The sequence below is a fragment of the Xanthomonas prunicola genome (genome assembly GCF_002846205.1).
GTDB lineage: Bacteria > Pseudomonadota > Gammaproteobacteria > Xanthomonadales > Xanthomonadaceae > Xanthomonas > Xanthomonas prunicola.
The window spans coordinates 648970-667391 of sequence record NZ_PHKV01000001.1 but is presented as its reverse complement, the minus strand read 5'-3'; the positions used below and the strand labels follow the sequence as shown (position 1 = coordinate 667391).

General features: G+C 64.3%; 17 protein-coding genes, 1 other RNA gene and 1 riboswitch. Of the genes, 16 read left to right on the top strand and 2 right to left on the bottom strand.

The annotated features are described in order from the left end of the window. The first annotated feature begins 15 nt into the window (after positions 1–15). Entirely contained in the window at positions 16–834 is an 819-nt protein-coding gene (locus tag XpruCFBP8353_RS02970; RefSeq protein ID WP_101361849.1) for a DUF3014 domain-containing protein, read from the top strand. A gap of 216 nt (positions 835–1050) precedes the next feature. On the opposite strand, the gene XpruCFBP8353_RS02965 is transcribed toward XpruCFBP8353_RS02970, so the two are convergent. Then, positions 1051–1758: a glutathione S-transferase gene (locus tag XpruCFBP8353_RS02965; RefSeq protein WP_101362448.1), complete on the bottom strand. Its 708-nt coding sequence runs from the start codon at positions 1756–1758 to the stop codon at positions 1051–1053. Positions 1759–1803: 45 nt separating this feature from the next. Further along, positions 1804–2109 (bottom strand): GIY-YIG nuclease family protein, encoded by a 306-nt coding sequence (locus XpruCFBP8353_RS02960; RefSeq protein WP_101361848.1) that lies wholly within the window; start codon positions 2107–2109, stop codon positions 1804–1806. Positions 2110–2529: 420 nt separating this feature from the next. On the opposite strand from XpruCFBP8353_RS02960, the gene clpB reads away from it, so the two are divergent. The 15 genes from clpB to XpruCFBP8353_RS02885 all read left to right on the top strand — a co-directional run bounded on the left by clpB (position 2530) and on the right by XpruCFBP8353_RS02885 (position 18422). Next, entirely contained in the window at positions 2530–5115 is a 2586-nt protein-coding gene (gene clpB, locus XpruCFBP8353_RS02955) for an ATP-dependent chaperone ClpB (RefSeq protein ID WP_101361847.1), read from the top strand. A gap of 208 nt (positions 5116–5323) precedes the next feature. Further along, on the top strand, positions 5324–5905 hold the full coding sequence (locus tag XpruCFBP8353_RS02950) for a DUF4291 domain-containing protein (RefSeq protein WP_101361846.1): 582 nt from the start codon (positions 5324–5326) through the stop codon (positions 5903–5905). 205 nt (positions 5906–6110) lie between these two features. Next, positions 6111–6333: riboswitch (cobalamin riboswitch) on the top strand. A gap of 115 nt (positions 6334–6448) precedes the next feature. Further along, a complete protein-coding gene (btuB, locus tag XpruCFBP8353_RS02945; RefSeq protein ID WP_101362447.1) occupies positions 6449–8326 on the top strand; it encodes a TonB-dependent vitamin B12 receptor in 1878 nt (625 codons plus the stop codon). 61 nt (positions 8327–8387) lie between these two features. After that, a non-coding RNA gene (locus tag XpruCFBP8353_RS02940) (sX9 sRNA) lies at positions 8388–8463 on the top strand. A 159-nt stretch (positions 8464–8622) separates the two neighbouring features. Further along, positions 8623–9216 (top strand): hypothetical protein, encoded by a 594-nt coding sequence (locus XpruCFBP8353_RS02935; RefSeq protein WP_101361845.1) that lies wholly within the window; start codon positions 8623–8625, stop codon positions 9214–9216. Beyond that, the gene (locus tag XpruCFBP8353_RS02930) at positions 9216–9815 is read left to right on the top strand and encodes a hypothetical protein (RefSeq protein ID WP_101362446.1); all 600 of its coding nucleotides are present in this window, start codon (positions 9216–9218) and stop codon (positions 9813–9815) included. The genes XpruCFBP8353_RS02935 and XpruCFBP8353_RS02930 overlap by 1 nt, the downstream gene beginning before the upstream one ends. After that, positions 9812–10423: a cob(I)yrinic acid a,c-diamide adenosyltransferase gene (gene cobO / locus XpruCFBP8353_RS02925; protein ID WP_101361844.1), complete on the top strand. Its 612-nt coding sequence runs from the start codon at positions 9812–9814 to the stop codon at positions 10421–10423. The genes XpruCFBP8353_RS02930 and cobO overlap by 4 nt, the downstream gene beginning before the upstream one ends. Before the next feature lie 72 nt (positions 10424–10495). Next, positions 10496–11410: an adenosylcobinamide-phosphate synthase CbiB gene (gene cbiB / locus XpruCFBP8353_RS02920; protein ID WP_101361843.1), complete on the top strand. Its 915-nt coding sequence runs from the start codon at positions 10496–10498 to the stop codon at positions 11408–11410. A gap of 93 nt (positions 11411–11503) precedes the next feature. After that, positions 11504–12487: a threonine-phosphate decarboxylase CobD gene (cobD, locus tag XpruCFBP8353_RS02915; RefSeq protein WP_101361842.1), complete on the top strand. Its 984-nt coding sequence runs from the start codon at positions 11504–11506 to the stop codon at positions 12485–12487. Then, positions 12484–13959 carry a cobyric acid synthase gene (locus tag XpruCFBP8353_RS02910; RefSeq protein ID WP_101361841.1) on the top strand — a complete coding sequence of 492 codons (1476 nt, stop codon included), beginning with the start codon at positions 12484–12486 and terminating at the stop codon, positions 13957–13959. The genes cobD and XpruCFBP8353_RS02910 overlap by 4 nt, the downstream gene beginning before the upstream one ends. Continuing rightward, positions 13947–14468, top strand: a complete 522-nt coding sequence (gene cobU / locus XpruCFBP8353_RS02905) for a bifunctional adenosylcobinamide kinase/adenosylcobinamide-phosphate guanylyltransferase (RefSeq protein WP_101361840.1) — start codon at positions 13947–13949, stop codon at positions 14466–14468. The genes XpruCFBP8353_RS02910 and cobU overlap by 13 nt, the downstream gene beginning before the upstream one ends. Then, positions 14465–15511 (top strand): nicotinate-nucleotide--dimethylbenzimidazole phosphoribosyltransferase, encoded by a 1047-nt coding sequence (gene cobT, locus XpruCFBP8353_RS02900; RefSeq protein WP_101361839.1) that lies wholly within the window; start codon positions 14465–14467, stop codon positions 15509–15511. Before cobU ends, cobT begins: the two co-directional genes overlap by 4 nt. Continuing rightward, positions 15508–16122: a histidine phosphatase family protein gene (locus XpruCFBP8353_RS02895; RefSeq protein ID WP_101361838.1), complete on the top strand. Its 615-nt coding sequence runs from the start codon at positions 15508–15510 to the stop codon at positions 16120–16122. Before cobT ends, XpruCFBP8353_RS02895 begins: the two co-directional genes overlap by 4 nt. Then, positions 16119–16853 (top strand): adenosylcobinamide-GDP ribazoletransferase, encoded by a 735-nt coding sequence (locus XpruCFBP8353_RS02890; protein WP_101361837.1) that lies wholly within the window; start codon positions 16119–16121, stop codon positions 16851–16853. Before XpruCFBP8353_RS02895 ends, XpruCFBP8353_RS02890 begins: the two co-directional genes overlap by 4 nt. Positions 16854–17285: 432 nt before the next feature. Beyond that, on the top strand, positions 17286–18422 hold the full coding sequence (locus XpruCFBP8353_RS02885; protein ID WP_101362445.1) for a hypothetical protein: 1137 nt from the start codon (positions 17286–17288) through the stop codon (positions 18420–18422).

Here is an 18422-nt window from a genome sequence, read left to right as displayed (position 1 = left end):
GTCAGGAGTTCCACGATGCAAAGCAAATCCTCGCTCTGGCCATGGTTGCTCGCGGTCCCAGTGATCGCCGGCGCCGCTTGGTGGCTGTTTGGCGGCCCGCCCGGCACCGAAGCCACCTTGCCCGCACCGATCACGCGTACCGCCAATGCGGTAGCCGCGGCGGTAAGCCCGCAACCCGCACCGGCGAGCAGCGAACCACGGCATCCGGTGCCGGCAGCGTCGGCCGATGCTGCCGATGCTGCGATTCCTGCATTGGCGCAAAGCGATGACGCCGCGTGGCAAGTGCTGCGCGCGCTGGTAAAGGACGACGCTGCCTTGTCGATCGTATTGCGCAAGCACCTGATCGAACGCGTGGTAGTGATGATCGATAATCTCACCCAGCCCAGTATCAGCCGCCGTGCCCTGGTGCTGCAGCCGGTGCCCGGCGAGTTGCAGGTCTCCAGTGCAGGCGACCGCCAGGTGATCGATCAGACCAATGCGGCGCGCTACGCGCCTTACGTGGCTGCATTCACCAGTGTGGATGCGCAAAGCATGGCGCGCAGCTATGTGCGCTTTTATCCGTTATTCCAACAGGCATATGCGGATCTGGGTGCGCCGGATCGTTACTTCAACGACCGCGTCATCGACGTGATCGATCACCTGTTGCGCACGCCTGAGCCGAAGCAGCCGATCGAGCTACAACGTGACGAACGTGGCAGATACCGCTTTACGGATGCATCGCTGGAGGCGTTGTCGGTGGGGCAGAAGGCGCTGCTGCGGCTGGGGCCAACGCAAGCTGCTGCAGTGAAGGCACAACTGCAGCGGATTCGCACCGCGCTGCTGCAAGGGCCCTGAGGTCGCTCGCGTCTTCATCATGCGAGTCTAAAGGCCGCATGTCATGCGGCCTTGCAGGTCTTGGCACAGGCAAGGCCGCATGTGCACGCAGCGCTGGGGCACACCTGGTTACGTCCACTCGCCTGCCATTGGGTGGTCGATCACACCACCGAGCGACATAGCGCTACGTATCGCCAGCCTGTCGCACTCCATTACGCGACAGCCCTGCGTTTGCGCCTATGCCGCATCCAACTCCGGGTAATGGCGGAAGATGCCATTCGTGTTGAAAGCCACGCGTCTATCGGAAGCGAGGTACGCCGCAACCCGCGGCCGCGTTGCCACGCGCTGCTGCAGCGCCTTCAGGCCGGGCACGTGATGCGCAAGTGTCGCCATGCGCTTGGGGAACATGTACTCCAGCCCGCTGACCAACTGAAACAGCGACAGATCCACATACGAATGCGTGCCGAGCACATGCATGCCACCGGCCTGCTGCAATACCTGCTCGAAATAACCCAGGAATTTGGGCAGGCGGTTGTCGCGCAGGTCTTGTGCACGCCTGGCCGCTTCGGCTCGTTGGTCTTGGTAATACAGGCCGGTCGCAATCGGGTGGTGCGTGTCATGCACCTCGGCGACAAGATCGGCGATCGTCATCTGCAGTTGCAGAGCCTGCAGGCGCTGCGGGTCCGATTCGGGCACGAGCTGTAATTGCGGCCCGATGAAGTGCAGGATTGCCGCGACCTGCGCCACCACGACGTCGCCGGTCTTGAGAAACGGCGGTGCGAACGGTCGCGCACCCGCGTGCCCGTCTTCCAGAAACTCAGTCATGACCTCGTCGCCGTGGGTGCGGGCCATATCGGTATAGGCCGCGCCGGCATCTTCCAGGGCAAGTCGCACGAACTCGCCACGGCCTTGCAGGCCGGTCCAGTAATAGAGCTGATAGTGCATGCGCGGCTCCGTCATCGAGGGCGCTGCAGGGTAGAAAAACGATGGCTAGAGGTGCGTGATCGATGCGTCAGCAGAGTGTGACTCGGCAGCGTCGGGCTGCGCCTGCAACCAGGCAAGCTTGCGCGCACGTGGCTGGCGCTTGAGTGCGCACTCCGCACGTGATGCGCTGGCGCGGTCCGGGTAGGTGCGACTGGCGAGCACCTGAACGGGCGGATTGGCGCGCGTGTAACGCGCACCGGTGCCACGCAGATGCGCCTGGAAGCGTCGCTCCAGATCGTTGGTGATTCCGGCGTAATAGCTGCCGCTGCGACACAGCAACAGGTAGAGGTGCCAGGGCTTGGTTGCATCCATGCGCGCATTATCGCCACTGGCGAGGGTCTGCGCAGCGTGTAATCCAGAGGTAGGTGCTGTCGCGTCGGCTAACGGCGGCGCAAGTGCCGGAGTCAGGTGATGCCCCGCGGGCCACTGCGCGTGAATTCCGGCACGCTGGGCGACGGTCCACGCAGTGCCGCAGCCGTATCGGACCGTCTGGGGCCGTGCGCGGAGCCTGGGCCGCGCTCCTTGCAGCTGCCACTCCTACGAAGCTGCAGCACGGACCGCGCAGTTGCGACAGAAGACCGCCTGCGCGAAATGCCTTCGCCAAGCTCGCCTGGGGCGGCAGGAGCCTATCAACTGCCGATTTCCCGTAGCGGCAGACCTTGAAACGCCGCTCAGCAGCCGCATCTGCACGGTATCGCCGCTAATGGCGGCCACCGGTTAAGAGGATTTCCCATGCGGATGGACAAGCTCACCTCGCGGTTCCAGCAGGCGCTGGCCGACGCGCAGTCGCTGGCCGTGGGCCGCGACCACAATATCATCGAGCCGGTGCACGTACTGGCCGCGCTGCTGGACCAGAGCGGCGGCAGTACGCGCCCGCTGTTGTCGCAGGCCGGCGTCAACGTGCCGCTGCTACGCGAGCGGCTGGGCGAAGCGCTGGACACGCTGCCCAAGGTCTCCGGGCAGGAAGGCAATCTGTCGATCGGCAACGACCTCAATCGGCTGCTCAACCAGACCGACAAGCTCGCCCAGCAACATGGCGACGCGTTCATCGCCAGCGAATGGTTCGTGCTGGCCGCCGCTGACGATGCCAGCCCGCTGGGCGTGGCGTTGCGCGCGGCCGGTGGCGACAAGAAGAAGATCGAGGCGGCCATCGACAAGCTACGTGGTGGCGAGACCGTGCAATCGGAAAACGCCGAAGAGCAGCGCCAGGCGCTGGAGAAATACACCATCGACCTGACCGCGCGTGCCGAAAGCGGCAAGCTCGATCCGGTGATTGGTCGCGACGAAGAAATCCGCCGCACCATCCAGGTCCTGCAGCGCCGCACCAAGAACAACCCGGTGCTGATCGGCGAGCCCGGCGTGGGCAAGACCGCCATTGTCGAGGGCCTGGCCCAACGCATCATCAATGGCGAAGTGCCCGAGGGCCTGCGCGGCAAGCGCGTGCTGTCGCTGGACATGGGTGCGCTGATCGCTGGCGCCAAGTTCCGCGGCGAGTTCGAAGAACGGCTAAAGGCGGTGCTCAGCGACCTTTCGAAGAACGAAGGCCAGATCATCCTGTTCATCGACGAGCTGCACACCATGGTCGGCGCTGGCAAGGCTGACGGCGCGATGGATGCTGGCAATATGCTCAAGCCCGCACTGGCGCGCGGCGAGCTGCATTGCATCGGCGCCACCACGCTCGACGAGTACCGCAAGTACATCGAAAAGGACGCGGCGTTGGAGCGTCGCTTCCAGAAGGTGTTCGTGGGCGAGCCGACGGTGGAAGACACCATCGCGATCCTGCGTGGGTTGAAAGAGCGTTACGCGGTGCATCACGGCGTGGAGATCACGGATCCGGCGATCGTCGCGGCTGCCACGCTCTCCAACCGCTACATCACCGACCGCCAGCTGCCGGACAAGGCGATCGACCTGATGGACGAAGCCGCCTCGCGCATCCGCATGGAGATCGACTCCAAGCCGGAAGAACTCGACCGACTGGAGCGCCGCCTGATCCAGCTCAAGATCCAGCGCGAGATGTTGAAGAAGGAAAAGGACGAGGCCTCGCGCCAGCGTCTGGCCGATCTGGAAAGCGATATCGACAAGCTGGAGCGCGAGTTCTACGACCTCAACGAGTTGTGGAAATCCGAGAAGGCTGCGCTGCAGGGCACCACCAAGATCAAGGAGCAGATCGAGCATGCCAAGCTGGAACTGGAAGCGGCACAGCGGCGCCAGGACTACGCCAAGATGAGCGAGATCCAGTACGGCGTGCTGCCGCAGCTGGAAAAGCAGATGCTGCTGGCCAACGAGGTCGAACACCACGACTTCAAGCTGGTACAGGACCGCGTGACGGCCGAGGAAATCGCCGAGGTGGTGTCGCGCTGGACCGGCATTCCGGTCAACAAGATGCTCGAGGGCGAACGCGACAAGCTGCTGCGCATGGAAGAGGAGCTGCATCAGCGCGTGGTCGGTCAGAACGAGGCGATCAAGGTCGTCTCCGACGCAGTGCGTCGCTCGCGTGCGGGCCTGTCCGATCCCAATCGCCCGAGCGGCTCGTTCCTGTTCCTGGGCCCGACCGGCGTGGGCAAGACCGAGTTGTGCAAGGCGCTGGCGGACTTCCTGTTCGACAGCACCGAGGCGATGATCCGCATCGACATGAGCGAGTTCATGGAGAAGCATTCGGTGTCGCGCCTGATCGGTGCGCCTCCGGGCTACGTGGGCTATGAAGAAGGTGGCTATCTGACCGAGGCAGTGCGTCGGCGCCCGTATTCGTTGATCCTGCTCGACGAGGTGGAAAAAGCGCATGCCGATGTCTTCAACATCCTGCTGCAGGTGCTCGACGATGGCCGTCTCACCGATGGTCAGGGCCGCACCGTGGACTTCCGCAACACCGTCATCGTGATGACCTCCAATCTGGGCTCGCACCAGATCCAGGAACTGTCCGGCGATGGCAGCGCCGAGGCGTATACGCAGATGAAGGCGGCGGTGATGGGCGTGGTGCAGGCGCATTTCCGCCCGGAGTTCATCAACCGGCTCGACGACATCGTGGTGTTCCATCCGCTGGACAAGGCGCAGATCAAATCGATTGCGCGCATCCAGTTGCAAGGCCTGGAAAAACGCCTGGCCGAGCGTGGTCTCAAGCTGGACCTGGACGATGCCGCGCTGGAATTGCTGGGCAATGTCGGCTTCGACCCGGTGTACGGCGCACGCCCACTCAAGCGCGCGATCCAGTCGCAGGTGGAGAACCCGCTGGCCCAGCAGATCTTGTCCGGCCAGTACCTCAGTGGCGACACCGTGCGCGTGCGTGCCGAGGGTGGACGGCTGGTATTTACCAAGGGCTGAGCGCATGAGGGCAGATCGTTCTGCAGCGCGGGGCGATCTGCTTGAGATGGTATGCATTGCAGATGACATCACGCGCCTGGCTGAAGGCAGAACAAGTCTTCGCCCGTCACTCATCCTTTGCGCGATGCGGGCAATGGCCTTGTTCTAATCTCGGTAACGCGTACGCCATCCCTCAATCGCATCACACGCTCAAGATAGATACGACGTCATGAAGACATCTATTCCGACGCGACAGATTCGTGCCGTTTATGATGAACAGCTTATCCGGGTATACCAGGCGTATTCAGACGAAATTGCCGATAGCGCTCTGAAGCATCAAAAATTCATCAGTCCGCCCTTCAAGATGGAGCGGATGAGGTGGATCAAGCCGTCGTTCCTTTGGATGATGTACCGCGCCGGCTGGGGCTATAAGGACGCAGGCCAGAAGCGCATTCTCGCCATCGATATCACGCGCGAAGGTTTCGAGTGGGCGCTGGCGCACAGCTGTCCAAGCCATCCCGAGCCCGGCACGCGTCATGACGAATGGGAGCAGCGCAAGAACCGCTCCCCGGTGCGGATTCAGTGGGATCCGGAGCGCGATCTGTCGCTGCAGCCGCTACCGCATCGCGCCATCCAGATCGGCCTCAGCAAGGAGGCTGTCGCGTTGTATGTGAGCGAGTGGATTCAGCGGATCACCGACGTTACGCCGCTGGCGCACAGCATTCACGCGCTTGTCTGTGCCGACGATCGTTCCGCAGCGACCGACTTGCTGCCAGACGAAGCGGTTTACTCAATAGGGCTTGCCGCATAAATGCGACAATGATCGCCGTGCACGTTGTGACCTGTCTCTTGAGCTGTAGGGGCATGAAGCGTGCCTTGGGCGGGGCCCATACCCTCATCCGGTGCTACGCGCCGTTTCCCGGCGGAGCAGGACCTGGCAATGCACCACCCCGCGCGTGGCGACGCGCGGCGCCCTGCCGCTCGCCGGAGACATCTGAGGTGTCAGCCAATCCTGCTACCATGCGCGCCCCTGAGGTGACTGCCGGCTTGCCGGTGGTTTAAACGGGAATCCGGTGCGCGGGTCGCCTTGGCGAACTGCAATTCCGGAGCTGCCCCCGCAACGGTGGGCGAGGTCAGATGCCGCAATACGCCACTGTGCATGGGCATGGGAAGGCGCGGCATCGGAAGCGCCAGCTTCCACTCGCGAGCCCGGAGACCGGCCTGAGGGATTGACGCGGCACGCGGTGGGCGTGGCCTTGTGCGTCTGGCGCTTGCGCGCCGGACGCCTGGCCCGTTGCTGCCTGCCGCCCCATTGCCCACGCGCGGGTTGGCGCGGTTCCAGGAGCAGCAGGTGATGTCCCTTTCTTCCATTTTGCCGCATCGCGCCGTGCTCGTCGTGGGGCTGTCGCTGTGCCTGGCCAATCTGGCCCAGGCCGAGGCCGCCATCGATCTCGACGAAGTCGTGGTCACTGCCTCGCGCACTGCCCAGACCCAGGACCAGACGCTGGCACCGGTCACGGTCATCGATCGCGCGCAGATCGAGCGTCGCCAGGCCACTTCGTTGCAGGATCTGTTGCGCGGCGAAGCAGGCGTGTCGCTGGCCAACAACGGTGGACCCGGCAAGGCGACCTCGCTGTTCCTGCGCGGCACCGAAGCCGACCAAGTGGTGGTGCTGATCGATGGCGTGCGCATCGGCTCGGCCACCGCCGGCGGCGCGGCGCTGCAGGATCTGCCGATCGAACAGATCGAACGTATCGAAATCGTGCGCGGCCCGTTTTCCAGCCTGTACGGCTCCGAAGCACTGGGCGGTGTGATCCAGATCTTTACCCGGCGTCCGCAAGGCCGTTTCGTGCCGACCCTGAGCGTGGCGGCCGGCAGTGACAACGCGCGCCGCTACGGCGCAGGCTTGGCCGGGCGCAGCCAAGGCGATCTGAGCGAAGCGGGCGGTTGGTATTCGGTGAATGCCGTGCACGACGAAACCGACGGCATCAATGCGTATCTGGATACCAGCTCAAGCGCCTACGACCCGGACCGCGACGGCTATCGCAACGATTCGTTGAGTGCGCAGGGCGGCTGGCGTTTCAATCGGCAATGGGATGTCGATGTGCATGCGTTGCGCGCGCAAAGCCGCAACGAATACGACGGCTCGGCATTCGGCGGCAATCTGAGCAAGGGCGTGCAGCAGGCCATTGGTGGCCGCGTGCGTTACGCACCGACCGATGCACTCAAGCTCACCGCCAGCCTGGGCAGCAGCGCCGATCTGAGCGACGCGTATTACGAAGGGGCATACCTGTCGACCTACGACACCCGCCGCAAGCAAGGCGCGTTGCAGGCCGACCTCGATACCGGCCCCGGCCTGCTCACGGTCGGCTTCGATTGGCAGCGCGACGCCATCGCCAGCAGCGACACCTACGACGCCGACAGCCGTATCGACCGTGCCGCATTTGCGCAGTGGCAGCAGACGCTCGGCACCCAATCGCTGCAGGCCAGCCTGCGCCGCAACGACAACAGCCAGTTCGGCGGCAAGACCACCGGCAGTCTGCTGTGGGGCTGGGATTTCGCCGAGCATCTGCGCCTGACTGCCAGCTATGGCACTGCGTTCAAGGCGCCTACCTTCAACGAGCTGTACTACCCGGATTACGGCAACCCGCTGCTGGGGCCGGAAACCTCCAAGAGCGCCGAGCTTGGCTTACGCGGTCGTTATGACTGGGGCGCCTGGACGCTCAGCGCGTTCCAGACCCGCATCGACGACTTGATCGCCTACGACGCCGCGTTGGTGGATGCGACGCATCCGTTCGGGCAGCCGAACAATATCGATCGGGCGCGTATCCGCGGGGTGGAAGCCGGCTATGACACCGAGCTGGCCGGCTGGACCCTGCGCAGTACGTTGACCTGGCTTGCGCCGCAGGCCGATGGCGACGTCAACCACGGCAACTGGTTGCCACGGCGTGCGCGCCAGAGCGGGCGCATCGACGCTGACCGCAGCATCGGTGCGTTCGGTGTCGGCGCAAGCCTGTTCGGGTCGGGCGCGCGCTACGACGATCTGGCCAATACCGAACGCCTGGCCGGCTACGGCTTGCTGGATTTGCGCGTGAGTTATGCAGTGAACGCGGACTGGAAGGTGCAACTCGCCGCCAATAATGTGTTCGACCGCCAATACGAAACTGCACGCTGGTACGCGCAGCCGGGCCGAAATTATCTGCTGACTTTGCGCTATCAGCCTGCGCAATAAGAGCCGCTAATAAAACGGCTGCGCAGTCACCAGACGGACGTGGCCGGTGCCAGGAATCGGCATGTGCCACGCGTACGCTTCGGTTCCTGCGCGCCGTCCGCACCTACCCGGCGACTGCTCGCTCTGGTTCGTTAGGCCTCTAAGCGTGCCGATGGCACCGGTGGCGCGCAGGTTGGACCGCGCAGTTGAAGCTTGCCGCTAGATGCAAGGATCGCTACGGTTTGCACGGGCCGGTGGTTTGCCTGATGCCTGTTGCGTCGTCTGGTTGGCGACCGAAAACCCGAAGGAGACCATCGATGCCGTCGTTGTCCCGCTCGTCCAAACGCCTGGCGTTCATTGCTTCGATGCTGGTGATGACCGCGACCCGCTTTCATCACACGAGCGACTGGCTGCACCTGCCGGACGCGTCCATGGCCGTGTTCTTCCTGGGAGGTTTGGCGCTGCGGCGGCACGGCTACTTTGTCGCGTTGTGGGGGGTGTCGGTGGCGATCGATTGGGCCGCCGTCAGCCTGGCCGGCGTCAGCGACTTCTGCATCACCGCGGCTTACGCTGCATTACCGGCGGCCTATGGCGTGCTCTGGTATGCCGGGCGCGCGTATCACGCACGTGTGCGGCCCGAGGTTGCGTCGCTGAGCATCGCCTGGGGTCTGGGAACCTTGGCCGCGGTGCTGTCTTTCTTGATCTCCAATGGTGCGTTCTACTGGTGGGGCGGACGCTACACCGACCCGCACTGGGCACAGTATCTGCAGCGCGCCTGGCAATGGGGGCCGCTGTTCGTGCGCACGACAGCACTGTATGTGGCGGTGGTGCTGGCAGCCGCATGGTGCGTGCTGCGCTGGCGCAATGCGCGCGCCGTAAGGCAGTTCTCCGCGCCTCTGGAAGTGTCGTGATCATGGTATCGCGCGTCGCTGCGTTGCCGTTGCACGGTGAAGCGGCCCGGACCTGCGGCATCGCACTTGCAGCCTTGATGGTCTGCACGCGTGGCGAGCACTTTGTGAGCGTGGACGCCGTGCCCAGCGCCTCATGGGCAGTATTTTTTCTGGCCGGTGCGCTGCTGCGCCCGCTGTGGATGTTGCCGCTGCTGTTCGGGATCGCAGCGCTGCTGGATCTGATCGGCCTAGCCTCGGGCAGCAGCAGCGACTGGTGCATGTCGTCGGCGTACTGGGCCTTGGCGCTGGCCTACGCCGTATTGTGGTGTGGTGGACGGCTGTCTGCGCTGCAGGTACAGCGCCAAGCGCGGCGTACGGTCGCCGGGCCGCTGTTGGCGTTGCTGATCAGCGGCAGCGCCGCTTATCTACTCTCCAAAGGCGGTTTCTATTTTCTGTCCGGTCGTTACCCGCATGCCACGCTGGCCGAATTTATTGCGCGGGTGCCGACGGACTACCCGCGCGCGCTTGGCGCCTTGGCCGGCTACGTCGGCCTGGCCTTCGCTCTGCTGGCCGCACGACGCGCCGCCGGCACACGTTCACCCAGTGGAGTACGCGCATGAGCACCCCCGGACACGATGACGCGCATTACCGCGAACGTGCGCAGCGCAAGAAGGAACTGGTCGACCGGCGCATCGCCCGCGCAGTGATCGACCGCGGTGTGCTGCTGGTCAATACCGGCAATGGCAAGGGCAAGAGTTCGTCCGGCTTCGGCATGCTGGCGCGCTCACTTGGGCATGGCCTGTACTGCGGCGTGGTGCAATTCATCAAGGGCACGTTTTCGACTGGCGAAGAGGCGTTTTTCCGCCGTTTTCCCGATCTGCTCGACTATCACGTGATGGGCGAAGGCTTCACCTGGGAGACCCAGGACCGTGCGCTCGACATCGCTGCCGCACAGGCGGCTTGGCAAGTCGCCCGCGGCATGCTTGCCGATGCGCGCTACGACTTCGTGTTGCTGGACGAACTCAATATAGCGCTGGTGAAAGACTATATCGCCCTGGATGAGGTGCTTGCCTGCGTGGCCGCGCGGCCTGCGGGTCAGCATGTCGTGATCACCGGGCGCGGCGCGCCGCCCGGATTGATCGAGGCCGCCGACACCGTCACCGAAATGCGCCTGATCAAGCACGCGTTCAACGCCGGTATCAAGGCGCAGCTCGGTATCGAGCTGTAGCCGTGGTCAGGCGCGTGCAACGCATTGCAGCGTCACCGGCATGTCTGCCGGCATGAAGCAGGACTGCACGCCATGTTGCTGGTGATTGCCACCGTTGCCGTGCTGCTGGACCTGTTGCTTGGCGAGCCGCGGCACGCACATCCGCTGGTGTTGTTCGGCAACTGGGTGCAGCGCATCGAAGCGCGCCTGTACCGCGACCGTCGCAGCGCCGGCATTCTGGCGTGGTGCGTGAGCGTGTTGCCGTTGACCGTTGTGGCCGCAGGGCTGCAATGGGGACTGTGGCGCTTCTCGCCTTGGACGGCGGCTGGGTTTGCTGCAATCACGCTGTATCTGGCGCTGGGGTTGCGCAGCCTGGGCGAACACGCGCACCCCGTGATCGCTGCCCTGCAGGTCGCTGATCTGCCTGCGGCACGCGCTGCGGTTGGCCGCATCGTCAGCCGCGATACGGCTGTATTGGACGCAACCCAAGTGGCCGCCGCAGCGACCGAGTCGGTGTTGGAAAACGGCAGCGATGCGGTGTTCGCCGCGCTGTTCTGGGGCGTATTGCTTGGCGCACCGGGAGCGGTGTTATACCGGCTGTCCAATACGCTGGATGCGATGTGGGGCTATCGCACGCCACGCTACGCCAACTTCGGCTGGGCTGCGGCGCGCATCGATGACGCATTGAACTGGCTGCCGGCACGGCTGACGGCGGTGACCTATGCAGCGCTCGGCCGCACGCGCGCGGCCATACGCTGCGCCAGGCGCCAAGGGCGCGGCTGGAAGAGCCCGAACGCCGGTCCGGTGATGGCGGCGGGTGCGGGTGCACTGCACGTGCAGTTGGGTGGACCGGCGCCGTATCACGGACATTGGCAGGCACGTCCGCCGCTGGGCGAGGGTGCCGCAGCAACCGCCAACAGCGTGCAACGCGCTTTGCGACTTGTGCGGGCCGGTGTCGCGTTATGGCTGCTGCTGGGCACGCTGGCAACCGCGCTGGCGATGCGATGATCCGCGCACCAATGGTCTGGCCGCTGACCAGGATGCAGCCGATCGCTTTTCACGATTGCGCAGGTAACGCGGCGTTACTCCCTGGAGCACGCGATGCTTGAACACGGCGGACGTCTGCGCCGCGCTGCGCGGACCTACAAGATTCCGCTCGCGCAATGGCTGGACCTTTCTACTGGCGTAAGCCCGTTCGCGTGGCCGGTGCCTGCCATCCCGGAGCACGTGTGGCAGCGCTTGCCGGAAGACGACGATGGCCTGGCCGAGTGCGCGGCCGCGTATTACGGTGCGCCGCAGGTATTGCCGGTGGCCGGTTCGCAGGCGGCGATTCAGACCTTGCCGCTGCTGCGCGCACCCGGCCGCGTCGGTGTGCTCACGCCCGGCTATGCCGAGCACGCGCAGGCGTGGCAACGTGCCGGGCATCAGGTAGTACCGATGTGTGCGACACAGCTGTTGCAAGCCGGTGAGACGTTGGATGTGATCGTGCTGATCCATCCGAATAATCCCTGCGCCGACAGCTTTGATCCCGAGACGCTGCTGCAGCTGCATGCACGTCTTGCATCACGTGGCGGGTGGCTGGTGATCGACGAAGCCTTCATGGATGCGACGCCACAACACAGCGTGTGTGCGGACACACAGCGGCCTGGTCTGGTGGTGCTGCGCTCGGTGGGCAAATTCTTCGGTCTGGCCGGCGCACGTGCGGGCTTTGTCTGCGCACACCACACCTTGCTGGATGCACTGCGCGAACGGTTGGGGCCATGGACGCTGAGCGGCCCCGCACGATGGGTCGTGCAACAGGCGTTGGCCGATACGCCGTGGCAGTTGCGGGCACGTGCGCGCTTGCATGCGGCATCGCAGCGACTTGGACAGGTATTGCATGCGCATTCGATCCTACCCACCGCAGGTACCGCGTTCTTTCAGTGGTGCCAACGCGACGATGCCGCTGCTGTGCACACAGCGCTGGCGCAGCGCGGCATTTTGACCAGGCTGTTCGACACACCTTCCAGTGTGCGCTTCGGTCTTCCGCGGGATGCCGCAGACGAGTCGCGTCTGGATGCGGCACTGCGCGAGGTGCTGACATGAGTGCGCGCGTGCTGATGGTACAGGGCTGCACCTCCGATGCGGGCAAGAGCACGCTGGTGGCCGCGCTGTGCCGTTGGCTACATCGCCAGGGCATTGCGGTAGCGCCATTCAAGCCGCAGAACATGGCGTTGAATTCGGCAGTGACGGTAGACGGCGGCGAGATTGGCCGTGCGCAGGCATTACAGGCACAGGCGTGCGGGCTGGAGCCGCAGACCGATTTCAACCCGGTGTTGCTCAAGCCCAATAGCGACACCGGCGCACAGGTCATCGTGCACGGGCATCCGGTCGCTACACTGGATGCGGTGGGCTATCACGCCTACAAGACGATTGCGTTCAAGGCCGTATTGGCCTCGCACGCACGCTTGGTCAATCGCTTCGATGTCGTGCTGGTGGAAGGTGCCGGCAGCCCGGCCGAGATCAATCTGCGCGCCAACGACATTGCCAATATGGGCTATGCCGAAGCGGTGGATTGCGCCGTCATTCTGGTCGCCGACATCGACCGCGGCGGTGTGTTCGCCCATCTGGTCGGCACGCTGGCGTTGCTCTCGGCCAGCGAACGCGCACGCGTTGCCGGTGTTGTGATCAATCGGTTTCGCGGCGATCTGGCGCTGCTGCAGCCTGGGCTGGAGTGGCTGGAGCGCGAAACGGGAAAGCCGGTGCTCGGCGTGTTGCCGTATCTGCATGGCTTGCAACTGGATGCCGAAGATGCACTGCCGCGCAACGCGCCGCCGAAACCGCAGTCGCAGTTGCGCGTGGTGGTGCCGGTGTTGCCGCGCATCAGCAACCACACCGACCTCGATGCGTTGCTGGCGCACCCGCAGGTGGACGTGCAATGGATCGGTCCTGGGCAGACACCACCGCCCTGCGATTTGATCGTGCTGCCGGGCAGTAAATCCACCCGGCACGATCTGCAGTGGCTGCGTACGCACGGGTGGGATACCGCCATCGCCCGTCACCTGCGCTATGGAGGAAAACTGCTTGGCATCTGCGGCGGTCTGCAGATGCTGGGTACCCACATCCACGACCCGGATGGCATCGAGGGCTTCGCTGGCAGCAGCGCCGGTCTTGGCTGGCTGACGCTGCAAACCACGCTGCACCCGCACAAGCAATTGCATCGCGTGCACGGCCAATTGCTGTTGGGCGATGCAAGCGTCAGCGGCTATGAAATTCATTGCGGCATCAGCAGCGGTACCGCGCTGGCACGACCGTTGCTGCAGCTGGACGATGGGCGTACCGATGGCGCCATCTCCGACGATGGTCAGGTGCTCGGCACCTATCTGCACGGTGTGTTCGACCACCCGCAGGCATTGGCCGCATTGCTGGCGTGGGCCGGTCTGGCGCAGGCCGCGCCACTGGATCTTGGTGCGCTGCGTGAAGCCAGCCTCGATCGTCTGGCCGATGCCGTGCATGCGCATCTGGATACCGTTGCACTGACACGACTCGTCAGCAAGGAACCGACATGCAGCAGCTGATTCTGGGCGGCGCTCGTTCGGGAAAGAGCGCACTTGCCGAGCGCATCGCTCGAACCTGCGGGCTTGCAGTGACGTATCTGGCCACCGCGCAAGCCTTCGACGATGAAATGCATCGGCGCATTGCCCATCACCGCAACCAACGCCCGCCGCAGTGGCAATGCGTGGAAGAGCCCATCGCGCTGGCGGCGAGCTTGCGGGCACACGCCGCGCCGGATCGCTGCGTGCTGGTGGATTGCCTGACCTTGTGGGTGAGCAATCTGCTCGGCCACCCGGATGCGGACGTGTTCGCGCGCGAGCGCGATGCGCTGCTGGCAACGCTGCCGCGGTTGCCGGGGCAGATTGTGCTGGTCAGCAACGAAGTCGGGCAGGGCGTTGTCCCATTGGGCGAACTCACGCGGCGTTTTGTCGATGAAGCCGGCTGGCTGCACCAGGCATTGGCGCTACAGTGCGATCGCGTGGTGTTTGTGGTGGCAGGATTACCGATGGTGTTGAAGGGAGAGCACAGATGAGTAGCGACTGGATCTTTGGTGCCTGCGCCGTGCCGGACGCGCGCATGCGTTCTGCTGCGTTGGCGCGGCAGGAACAACTGACCAAACCGCCAGGTGCATTGGGCCGGTTGGAACACCTGGCGGTGCAACTGGCAGCCTGGCAACGCACCGAACACCCTGGCATGCAGCGGGTCTGGATTGCGGTATATGCCGCCGACCACGGTGTCGCTGCCGAAGGCGTGTCGGCATTTCCGCAGGCGGTGACTGGCGAGATGGTGCGCAATTTCGCGCGCGGCGGCGCAGCCATTGCGGTGCTGGCGCGCGAGCTGGGTGCGCGGCTGGAAGTGGTGAATCTGGGCGTGGTCAACGATCCTGGCGAGTTGCCGCGGGTGCGGCGTGCCTGGATTGCGCCGTCCACCGCCAATATCTGCGAGCAGCCCGCGATGACGGCAACGCAACTGCGCGATGCGCTCGCCGCCGGTGCCGACAGCATCGCGCAGGCCAAGAGTTGCGACACGCAGCTGTTTGTCGGTGGCGAAATGGGCATTGGCAACACCACCTCCGCCGCAACACTGGGGTGCGCATTGCTCTCGCAGCTTCCGCAGGCGCTGGCTGGCGCGGGCACTGGCCTGGATGCCGAAGGCATCGCGCACAAGACCACCGTGATCACGCGTTCGCTGGCCTTGCATGCCGATGCGTCCACCCCGCTGGAGCGACTACGCCGGCTCGGCGGCTTCGAAATCGCTGCATTGGTCGGCGCGTATATCGCCGCCGCGCAGGCGGGTATTCCGGTGTTGGTGGATGGCTTCATCACCACTGCCGCTGCGCTGGTGGCCACCCGCCTGAATCCCGGTGTGCGCGAGTGGTTGTTGTTCGGGCATCGCTCGCAGGAACGCGGGCATGCGGCACTGCTTCGCGCACTGGATGCAGAGCCCCTGCTGCAACTGGACCTGCGGCTGGGCGAGGCCAGCGGAGCCGCGGTGGCGATTCCGTTGCTGCGCAGCGCCTGCGCGTTGCATAACGGCATGGCCACCTTCGCCGAAGCCGGAGTGTCGGACGCATGAGTGCACAGATCACCTTGATGCGGCATGGCGATACCGGACAACGCAGCTATCGCGGTCAGCTCGACGACCCACTCACCGAGCTGGGCTGGCAGCAATTACGTACGGCCACTGCCGATGGCGTGTGGGACGCAGTCGTGGCGTCCACACTGCAACGCTGCGCGTTATTCGCAACCGAACTGGCCCAGGCGCGTGCCCTCTCGCTGCAGCTGGACCCACGCCTGCGCGAATACCACTTTGGCCGCTGGCAGGGCGTGCCGGTCGCCGACATCGACCGCGACGAAGGCGCAGCGCTTGGCCGCTTCTGGGCCGACCCGGTGCGCCATCCGCCGCCGCAGGCCGAGCCGTTTGCCGATTTCTGCGCGCGCCTGTCGGCCGCGCTCGATGCCATCGTCGCCCGCTACCCTGCACAGCGCGTGCTGGTGGTCACCCACGGCGGTGCCATCCGCGCCTTGCAGTGCCTGGTCGCCGGTAGTGGTTTCGGCCGGATGACCGAACTGGCAGTGCCGCATGCGTCGCTGCATCCGCTGGCCTGGCCGCCGAGCGACGCGACTGGCGCCTTTAGGTCGCCGGTTTCATCCACGGCATTGCCCCCGGCGCACGACGCCGAATGATCGATGGGTTGCTGGCGGCGATCGGGTTCCTCACCCGTATCCCGGTGCCCGCCCGGGTGTTCACGCGCGCAGGCGCGCAGGCGCGCTCGCTGTGCTGGTACCCGCTGGTGGGCGTCTTGCTCGGTGGGGTGGTGTGCGGGTTGGCTTGGTGCCTGCGCGAGGTTGCGCCGTTGCTGGGCGCAGCGCTGCTGTTGAGCACCTGGGTGTGGCTGACCGGCGCGTTGCATCTGGATGGCCTGGCCGACACGACCGACGCCTGGGTCGGCGGCATGGGCGATCGCACACGCACACTGGCGATCATGAAGGACCCCGCCAGCGGCCCGATGGCAGTCACCGCAGTGGTGCTGGTGTTGCTGCTCAAATGCGCCGCATTGGCCAGCCTGCTGACGCAGGCGCCGGCCACGCTATGGCTGGCGCCGCTACTGGCGCGCACCGCGCTGGTTGCCGCGTTTCTGAGTATGCCGTATGTACGCGCCGGCGGGCTGGGCAGCGCGCTGTCGGGCGCGCCACGTGCGGGTCTGTGGCTGGCGCTGATCGCCGGTACCGCAGTGTGCATCGTTGCTGGGCTGGCCACCGCGGTATTGTGCGTCGGTATCGCCGCACTGGTGTTCGCACTCTGGCGCCGCGCCTGCCTGCAGCGCCTTGGCGGCATGACCGGCGATACCTGCGGCGCGTTGGTGGAACTGACCGAAACGGCCGTGCTGGTGACGCTGGCACTGTGGTTGAGTTGACCAGGCAGGCGCTGCAACTGACGCAATCGTCCTCCCGACGGATGGACCCCGGCCCACGCATCGTCTGCGTCTGCGCAGCGGCCGTGGGCGCTGCGACCAACGGCATCCGTCAGCGTGCGTCATCTGCTGAGTTCTCCGGCGCAGGTGCAACGCCAGCGTCGCTCGTGGCTTCCCGGCACTTAGAGAAGTTCCGCGCTTGGTCTACAAGCCTAACGAGGGCGTTCCGCCACAAGGCTTAGCATTTCCGACGTCGCTGCAGCACAATCGACCTGGAAGCGCCAGGTTCCGGCAGAAGCTTCAAAAATTGCGTACTCAAATTTTGAGAACGTCTTGATATCAGCAACATACGTGCGCGGTAGAGCGCGAGTTGACATAACGGGTAAGGAAGCGCTCATGACACGACAAATCACAAAACTGGTAATCGGCGCGGGCATTATGGCCATCGCGACGCAAGTAGGGGCCAGCGAGTTTCTGATCGATATGCAAGGTGCAGCCGGAAAGCGTGTCAACGTCTACGCCAGTGACGCAATTATGGACCACACACCGATCAATGATGATCTCGCAAATCCTGACTCAAGCCGTGTCATTCAGATTGATTTGACGATGGTCTATGAAGCGGTCGGCCAACCCCTATGGTTGGAATATCAACTTCAGTTCAAATGCCCCAAGTCGATTCGGCGCGGCCGTGGCGCACCCAAGCACAAGGCTGATTCAACCGGCATATTGGACACGCCGGATTCGGTGGAATTCCGGGTGGCCAGCGGCGCAAAGACTATGAAACAGGATCCGGCGATCATTGATCTCCAGCCCACCGATTGGCAAAGCACGACCAGCTACACGATGCGACAGGCATGGAATGTAGCCTGCAACAGTGCCAGCATTGACGATGCCAAACAAGCTGCGGCGGTTAATCGTGTGGTTAAGTCCGATACATTGCGAGCGAAACTGGCAGCCATTGGCCTGAATGGGCTGGAACTGGTCCCCGCCGGACTGTCGATGAGTTCGCTTGCAGACTTTACCTGGGAAACGCTGTGGTCTGACGTGCCGAAGCCCGCGATCAATCGCGGCCGCAAGCTGACGCCAGCAGAATCGGCAGCGCTCACGGCAAAATTGACCCAAATGCAGCAACAAGTAACCGAAGCGCAGGGGGAGGTGCAGGGCAAGCTGGCGACGATGGACGCCAATCTGGATTTTATTCGGGCCGCCGCTGAATACCGTGGAAAAAGGCGTTTATCGCGTAGTGAATCGCTCCTGATCCAGGTGTGGGCGGGTAAGACTGAGCAAGAGGTCGTCGCCGCGAACGGCAACCCCGCTGTCCGTCAGGCCGGGATCGCGCGGACGCTCTCTTATGGGCAGGCCTTTGACAATCGCGTCATGTGGCAGAATCTTGTGACCGGCGCGACTTACACTGGCGGCGGTTATAAAAGTTGCAACGTCCGCTACGTGCTGATCCCGGACAGCGCCGGGATGCTGAGGGTTGCCGATGTGAATATCTTCGTTGACACAAGTGGCGACACAGGCGGGATGGGTCGCGCCTGCACCGACATCTTGAACGTGCCAAACGGCTGA